This is a genomic window from Paraburkholderia sp. BR14312 (genome assembly GCF_040948675.1).
GTDB classification, from domain to species: Bacteria; Pseudomonadota; Gammaproteobacteria; order Burkholderiales; family Burkholderiaceae; genus Paraburkholderia; species Paraburkholderia nodosa_A.
Window position 1 is genome coordinate 149,573 of the sequence record NZ_JBFPKI010000017.1, and the last position, 6,000, is coordinate 155,572.

Sequence of the window (6,000 nt, forward strand, 5' to 3'; positions counted from 1 at the left end):
GCAAGGATCGTGCCCTTGAGGCACTCACCCGGCGAAAGACGTTTTTCTTTGGCTTCTGGGTCCCGCATCCCGCCTCCGACTTCTAAAAAATCGAACACAAAAACGCAGAACCCACAAAGCACAAAAAGGCCGGCGGTGTAAAAACCGCCAGCCTTCGCACAGCGCGCTGAAACTTACTTGATTTCAGCCTTCGCGCCGGCTTCTTCCAGCTTCTTCTTCGCTTCTTCAGCAGCAGCCTTGGGCACCGCTTCCTTCACGGGCTTCGGTGCACCGTCGACCAGGTCCTTCGCTTCCTTCAGGCCGAGACCCGTCAGTTCGCGAACGGCCTTAATGACCGAAACCTTGTTTGCGCCGGCTTCGAGCAGGTTGACCGTGAATTCGGTCTGCTCTTCAGCAGCAGCAGCAGCGCCGCCGCCTGCCGGGCCAGCGACTGCCACAGCAGCTGCCGACACGCCAAACTTCTCTTCGAACGCCTTGACCAGTTCGTTCAGTTCAAGAACCGACATCGAGCCAACGGCTTCGAGGATGTCTTCTTTTGCGATTGCCATTTGAAATTACTCCAGATTTGAATTCGGAAACAGCTAGCGATCTTTCTCGCTTGCTCTTGCTCGTTCGTCTGCCTGAAATCAGGCAGCTTCTGCTTGCTTCTTCTCCGCCAGCGCGGCCAGAGCACGCGCGAAGCCGGAAACAGGAGCTTGCATAACGAACAGCAGCTTCGAGAGCAGTTCTTCGCGGCTCGGGATGTTGGCCAGCGCTTGCACGCCTGCCACGTCCATCACCTTGCCTTCGTAGGAACCAGCCTTGATGACCAACTTGTCATTGCCCTTCGCGAAGTCATTGACGACCTTCGCAGCAGCAATTGCATCTTCCGAGATGCCGTAGATCAGGGGGCCAGTCATCTGCTCTGCCAGCGGAGCAAACGGGGTACCTTCGACAGCGCGACGCGCCAGCGTGTTCTTCAACACGCGGAGGTACACCTGCTGCTCACGCGCTTTCGCGCGCAGCTTGGTCAGATCGCCAACCGCGATTCCACGATACTCGGCCAGCACCATGGTCTGAGCCTTCGCGACTTGCGCGGAGACTTCAGCCACGACGGCCTGCTTACCTTCTTTGTTCAGTGGCACGGTTAACCTCCAGATTCGACACACTTCGCTTTCGCATCATGTGCCGCGTTCAACAACGGCGACCGACCAGTCCGGAGTAAATCAGTTTGCATAGTCAGGCGTTACCGCCTGCATCCGCTCACATCAGCACTTCAAAACCTTTTCGGGTTCGCCATCTGCGTTGGCTTTGCATTAAGGAAGCACCCAACTGCTGCACTTCCGCCAACGGTCTTTGACAACCGGTTGCACCGCGCTTACTGCCGCTGCACAACCGCCCAAAGCCCTTTAAATCCGCGCTGCCGCCCTCTCGGGCCTCAGCGCGGCAAAACCATTACGCTGCGAGCGACGTCTGGTCGACGCGAACGCCAACACCCATCGTGCTCGAGACAGCGATCTTGCGCAGGTACACGCCCTTGCTCGTTGCCGGCTTCGCCTTGGTCAGCGCGTCGAGGAGCGCGTCCAGGTTGGTGCGCAGCGCGGTCGGCTCGAACGATGCACGGCCGATCGTGGCATGGATGATACCGGCCTTGTCGACACGGAATTGCACCTGACCAGCCTTCGCGTTCTTGACCGCGGTCGCCACGTCCGGCGTCACGGTGCCGACCTTCGGGTTCGGCATGAGGCCGCGCGGGCCAAGGATCTGACCGAGCGTACCGACGACGCGCATCGTGTCCGGCGAAGCGATCACGATGTCGAAGTTCAGGTTGCCGCCCTTGATCTGCTCGGCGAGGTCTTCCATACCGACGATCTCTGCGCCTGCTGCCTTGGCTTGTTCAGCCTTTTCACCTTGCGCGAACACTGCGACGCGGACCGACTTGCCGGTACCAGCGGGCAGAACGACCGAGCCGCGAACGACCTGGTCCGACTTCTTCGCATCGATGCCGAGCTGCACTGCAACGTCGATCGACTCGTCGAACTTCGCCGTGGCGCATTCCTTCACGAGCGACAGTGCATCGCCGATCGGGTACTGTTTTTGGCGGTCGATCTTGGCAGCCAGTGCCTTTTGACGCTTCGAAACCTTAGCCATTTACACGCCCTCCACGATAATGCCCATCGAGCGGGCGCTGCCAGCGATCGTGCGGACCGCTGCGTCCATATCGGCTGCCGTGAGGTCCGGCATCTTGGTCTTGGCGATTTCCTCGGCTTGCGCGCGGGTGATCGTAGCGACCTTGTCGGTGTGCGGCTTGGCCGAACCCTTGTCGACCTTCGCTGCCTTCTTGATCAGAACCGTAGCCGGCGGCGTCTTCAGGATGAACGTGAAGCTCTTGTCCGCGAATGCCGTGATCACGACCGGAACCGGCAGACCCGGCTCCATGGCTTGAGTCTGCGCGTTGAACGCCTTGCAGAACTCCATGATGTTCAGGCCGCGCTGACCCAGTGCCGGGCCGACCGGCGGCGACGGATTGGCTTTACCTGCAGGAATCTGCAGCTTGATAAAGCCGATGATTTTCTTTGCCATGTTGAAAACCTCTTTGGAACGCGTGAGCGTTCTGGTGAGTGGTAGCGCGCGTTCACCACAATCTTCGCTGTGCCAACTGCTTTGGCGACATCTACAGCCGACTGGACTACTGGCGCTCCTCTACGGCCATAACGCGGACCGTAAGCGCGGAAAAACGGATCGCACTCGAGGCGCGATCCGTAGTATTCGATTTACAGCTTTTCGACCTGGCCGAATTCGAGTTCGACCGGTGTGGCGCGACCGAAAATGGTGACGGAGACCCGGACGCGCGACTTTTCGTAGTTGACTTCTTCGACGCTGCCGTTGAAGTCCGTGAACGGACCTTCCTTCACGCGGACCATCTCGCCGACTTCGAACAGGGTCTTGGGGCGCGGCTTCTCAACGCCTTCCTGCATCTGCGACATGATCTTTTCGACTTCGCGCGGCGAAATCGGGCTCGGGCGATTACGCGCCCCGCCGACGAAACCGGTCACCTTTGCCGTGTTCTTCACGAGGTGCCACGTTTCGTCCGTCATTTCCATCTCAACCAGGACGTAGCCCGGGAAGAAACGACGTTCGGTCACCGATTTGTGACCGCCCTTCACCTCGACAACTTCTTCAGTCGGAACGAGGATCTGGCCAAACTTGTCCTGCATGCCAGCACGTTCGATACGCTCTTGAAGCGCACGTTGCACGCTCTTCTCCATGCCGGAGTAGGCGTGCACCACATACCAACGTTTTCCGCTCGGGGATGCCGGTGTATCGCTCATATCATTTCCAACCCAGAATCGCCGAGAAAATCACCCACTCGATGGATTTGTCGCAAACCCACAGAATGATGGCCATGGCCAGCACAAAACCGAAGACCACCAGGGTCGTTTGCGTGGCCTCTTTGCGAGTCGGCCAGACGACCTTGCGAACTTCCTTGTACGAGTCTTTGGCAAACGCGATGAAGCTCTTGCCGGGCGCCGAGAGAAGACCGACTACCACCCCCGCGATCACGCCCACTGCGAGCGCTGCACCGCGGACATACCACTCCTGGCTACCGAGCCAGTAGAACCCTACGAACCCGGCCACAACCAACAATACGCCCGCCGCAAGCATCAGCTTGTCGCTGGAAGTATTAACAGTTTCGACGGAAGGATTCGCCATAACACCTTAAAGAACAACGCGCCGAGGCGCGAGAAGTTGGCAGGGGCAGAGGGAATCGAACCCCCAACCTTCGGTTTTGGAGACCGACGCTCTGCCAGTTGAGCTATACCCCTAAACCATTTTGGGGTTGACGGCATCGCCAACCCCGAAACCACTTAGTCGATCAACGAGACTGGCAAAAACTTACTCGATGATCTTTGCAACCACGCCGGCGCCGACGGTACGGCCACCTTCGCGGATTGCGAAGCGCAGACCTTCTTCCATCGCGATCGGAGCGATCAGCTTCACCGTGATCGACACGTTGTCGCCCGGCATGACCATTTCCTTGTCCTTCGGCAGCTCGATCGAGCCCGTCACGTCCGTCGTACGGAAGTAGAACTGCGGACGGTAGTTGTTGAAGAACGGCGTGTGACGGCCGCCTTCGTCCTTGCTCAGCACGTACACTTCAGCCGTGAAGTGCGTGTGCGGCGTGATCGAACCCGGCTTGGCCAGCACCTGGCCGCGCTCCACGTCTTCACGCTTCGTGCCGCGCAGCAGGATACCCACGTTGTCGCCTGCCTGACCCTGGTCGAGCAGCTTGCGGAACATTTCCACGCCCGTGCAGGTCGTCTTCACCGTCGGCTTGATACCGACGATTTCGATTTCCTCGCCGACCTTGACGATGCCGCGCTCGACGCGACCCGTCACCACCGTGCCGCGACCCGAGATCGAGAACACGTCTTCCACCGGCATCAGGAACGCGCCGTCAACGGCACGCTCCGGCGTCGGGATGTACGTGTCCAGTGCGTCGGCCAGGTTCATGATCGCCACTTCACCCAGTTCGCCCTTGTCGCCTTCCAGCGCCAGCTTGGCCGAACCCTTGATGATCGGCGTGTCGTCGCCCGGGAAGTCGTACTTCGACAGGAGCTCGCGCACTTCCATTTCGACCAGCTCGAGCAGCTCGGCGTCGTCGACCATGTCGCACTTGTTCAGGAACACGATGATGTAAGGCACGCCAACCTGACGGGCGAGCAGGATGTGCTCACGCGTTTGCGGCATCGGGCCGTCAGCGGCCGAGCACACCAGGATCGCGCCGTCCATCTGTGCCGCGCCCGTGATCATGTTCTTCACGTAGTCAGCGTGGCCCGGGCAGTCGACGTGTGCGTAGTGGCGGTTAGCCGTTTCGTACTCGACGTGCGCGGTGTTGATGGTAATGCCACGCGCCTTTTCTTCCGGCGCCGCGTCGATCTGGTCGTACGCCTTCGCCTCGCCGCCGAACTTGGCGGTCAGAACCGTCGTGATCGCTGCCGTCAGCGTGGTCTTGCCGTGGTCAACGTGACCGATCGTGCCCACGTTCACGTGCGGCTTGGTCCGCTCAAACTTACCCTTGGCCATTTTCGACTCCTAAGAGGATTTTTCCGTACGTTGCGCGGGGCGCGCAAACAATCACTGGCTTGCTGCTGCCTGCTCGATGCGAGGCTTCTGAGGCCCGCTAGATACCGGCTGGTGCCCATGGGCAGGATCGAACTGCCGACCTCTCCCTTACCAAGGGAGTGCTCTACCACTGAGCCACATGGGCGAAAACTGCTCTGAACCGCTTTAATGCTTCGCTGGAGCGGGTGAAGGGAATCGAACCCTCGTCGTAAGCTTGGAAGGCTTCTGCTCTACCATTGAGCTACACCCGCGAGGTTCGCCGGCTACTGCCGACCCAACACTAACTGCTACAGCTGAATTCTGGTGGAGGAGGTTGGATTCGAACCAACGTAGGCGTAAGCCAACAGATTTACAGTCTGCCCCCTTTAGCCACTCGGGCACCCCTCCGCAGAGAACTGATGATTATGGGGGAACATCCGATAAGTGTCAAGCACTTTGTTCGGAGCAGAACCCACAACGCTCTCACTTATAGGGAGAGCGGAAAAGCAAAAACCCCGGCTTTTTAGGGCCGGGGTCTCGCTTGTAGAGGAGCCTGACGATTACCTACTTTCACACGGGCAATCCGCACTATCATCGGCGTGGAGCTGTTTCACGGTCCTGTTCGGGATGGGAAGGGGTGGGACCAGCTCGCTATGGTCATCAGGCATGACGGGTTGCTGCGTCGCGCTTTGTGTTCGCGCCACAGCCAATCGGGAAGAAGCGTAAAGAGGGTGCTGCTGAATTGGGGTTGTGTTGTTTCAGGCACAACACACATAGTGTGGGTTCTGCGTAAATGCTGAAGCATTAACGTAGACCGACACGTGATCTCAACCGTGCGTCTTTAAAAACACACCTGTTATAGGATCAAGCCTTACGGGCAATTAGTATCAGTTAGCTTAACGCATTACTGCGCTT

Annotated in this window: 7 protein-coding genes, 4 tRNA genes and 1 rRNA gene; all 12 read right to left on the reverse strand. The window is 58.8% G+C overall.

Translation table 11 applies throughout. From position 1 onward, the window contains the following. Positions 1-173: 173 nt before the first annotated feature. The 12 genes from rplL to rrf all read right to left on the reverse strand — a co-directional run bounded on the left by rplL (position 174) and on the right by rrf (position 5,750). Positions 174-548 (reverse strand): 50S ribosomal protein L7/L12, encoded by a 375-nt coding sequence (gene rplL, locus AB3X98_RS37080; RefSeq protein WP_027821097.1) that lies wholly within the window; start codon positions 546-548, stop codon positions 174-176. A gap of 78 nt (positions 549-626) precedes the next feature. Beyond that, the gene (gene rplJ, locus AB3X98_RS37085) at positions 627-1,124 is read right to left on the reverse strand and encodes a 50S ribosomal protein L10 (protein ID WP_069269335.1); all 498 of its coding nucleotides are present in this window, start codon (positions 1,122-1,124) and stop codon (positions 627-629) included. A 310-nt stretch (positions 1,125-1,434) separates the two neighbouring features. Next, positions 1,435-2,130 carry a 50S ribosomal protein L1 gene (gene rplA / locus AB3X98_RS37090; RefSeq protein ID WP_069269336.1) on the reverse strand — a complete coding sequence of 232 codons (696 nt, stop codon included), beginning with the start codon at positions 2,128-2,130 and terminating at the stop codon, positions 1,435-1,437. Next, positions 2,131-2,562: a 50S ribosomal protein L11 gene (gene rplK, locus AB3X98_RS37095; protein WP_069269337.1), complete on the reverse strand. Its 432-nt coding sequence runs from the start codon at positions 2,560-2,562 to the stop codon at positions 2,131-2,133. Positions 2,563-2,753: 191 nt separating this feature from the next. Next, the gene (gene nusG, locus AB3X98_RS37100; protein ID WP_028208939.1) at positions 2,754-3,311 is read right to left on the reverse strand and encodes a transcription termination/antitermination protein NusG; all 558 of its coding nucleotides are present in this window, start codon (positions 3,309-3,311) and stop codon (positions 2,754-2,756) included. Position 3,312: 1 nt separating this feature from the next. Beyond that, positions 3,313-3,693 carry a preprotein translocase subunit SecE gene (secE, locus tag AB3X98_RS37105; RefSeq protein WP_028208940.1) on the reverse strand — a complete coding sequence of 127 codons (381 nt, stop codon included), beginning with the start codon at positions 3,691-3,693 and terminating at the stop codon, positions 3,313-3,315. Positions 3,694-3,730: 37 nt separating this feature from the next. Next, positions 3,731-3,806 (reverse strand) — tRNA-Trp (locus tag AB3X98_RS37110). 70 nt (positions 3,807-3,876) lie between these two features. Next, positions 3,877-5,067, reverse strand: a complete 1,191-nt coding sequence (tuf, locus tag AB3X98_RS37115; RefSeq protein ID WP_028371383.1) for an elongation factor Tu — start codon at positions 5,065-5,067, stop codon at positions 3,877-3,879. Positions 5,068-5,176: 109 nt separating this feature from the next. Next, positions 5,177-5,251: transfer RNA gene (locus tag AB3X98_RS37120), tRNA-Thr, on the reverse strand. 32 nt (positions 5,252-5,283) lie between these two features. After that, positions 5,284-5,357 (reverse strand) — tRNA-Gly (locus tag AB3X98_RS37125). A 50-nt stretch (positions 5,358-5,407) separates the two neighbouring features. After that, a tRNA-Tyr gene (locus AB3X98_RS37130) sits at positions 5,408-5,493 on the reverse strand. 143 nt (positions 5,494-5,636) lie between these two features. Then, positions 5,637-5,750: ribosomal RNA gene (gene rrf / locus AB3X98_RS37135) — 5S ribosomal RNA — on the reverse strand. Positions 5,751-6,000 lie beyond the last annotated feature (250 nt).

What these genes read in the sequence shown, in the direction of transcription:
- secE (WP_028208940.1), bottom strand. Translation starts at nt 3,693, where the DNA reads ATGGCGAATCCTTCCGTCGAAACTGTTAATACTTCCAGCGACAAGCTG.
- rplL (WP_027821097.1), bottom strand. Translation starts at nt 548, where the DNA reads ATGGCAATCGCAAAAGAAGACATCCTCGAAGCCGTTGGCTCGATGTCG.
- tuf (WP_028371383.1), bottom strand. Translation starts at nt 5,067, where the DNA reads ATGGCCAAGGGTAAGTTTGAGCGGACCAAGCCGCACGTGAACGTGGGC.
- rplA (WP_069269336.1), bottom strand. Translation starts at nt 2,130, where the DNA reads ATGGCTAAGGTTTCGAAGCGTCAAAAGGCACTGGCTGCCAAGATCGAC.
- nusG (WP_028208939.1), bottom strand. Translation starts at nt 3,311, where the DNA reads ATGAGCGATACACCGGCATCCCCGAGCGGAAAACGTTGGTATGTGGTG.
- rplK (WP_069269337.1), bottom strand. Translation starts at nt 2,562, where the DNA reads ATGGCAAAGAAAATCATCGGCTTTATCAAGCTGCAGATTCCTGCAGGT.